Genomic DNA, 591 nt, shown 5'->3' with positions numbered 1-591 from the left:
CCACCGCCACCGCGTCGAATTGCGGCAGCGTCGCTACCATCACCGGCAATCCGCAAAACATGGTCATCGGCGCGCTGTCGGGCATTTCCTATCCGGCCTTTTCGGCAGCGCTGGCTCCGGTCGCCCTTTTCGGCCTCGTCGCGGTCGTTGTCATCATCCGCATCGTCTACCGGGCCGAATTCGCCCGAACGGTCCAACTGACGCCCGAGGTCTCGCGTGGCCGCATGCACAAGGGGCAGGTGCTGAAGGCGGTGGTGGTTTGCATCGGACTGGCAATCGCCTTCTTCGCCGGTGTGCCTGTCGCCAAGGCCGCGCTCATCGGCGGCGCCATCCTCTTGCTTACCCGGGCGATCAAGCCGGAACGCATCTACCGCGAGATCGACGGTCCGCTGCTGTTCATGTTCGCCGGTCTGTTCGTGGTCGTCGCCGGCGCCGAAAAGACGCTTCTTTCGCCAGACATGATCGCCTCGGCAAAGAACCTCGGGCTGGACGATGTCTGGCGTCTGTCCGGGTTCACCGCGGTGCTTTCCAACATCATGAGCAATGTCCCGGCCGTGCTGGCGCTGCGGCCTTTCATACCCGGCCTGGAAA

General features: G+C 64.0%; 1 protein-coding gene. It reads left to right on the top strand.

Annotation, left to right across the window (positions count from 1 at the left end; translation table 11 throughout):
* Positions 1–591: SLC13 family permease (locus tag EOD15_RS35230; RefSeq protein WP_281035611.1), on the top strand; the 591-nt coding region annotated here is incomplete at both ends.

The organism is Mesorhizobium sp. M7A.T.Ca.US.000.02.2.1 (assembly GCF_003996995.1).
GTDB lineage: Bacteria > Pseudomonadota > Alphaproteobacteria > Rhizobiales > Rhizobiaceae > Mesorhizobium.
Note: the sequence above shows the minus strand (reverse complement) of the source record. Positions and strands in the feature narration are given on the sequence as shown.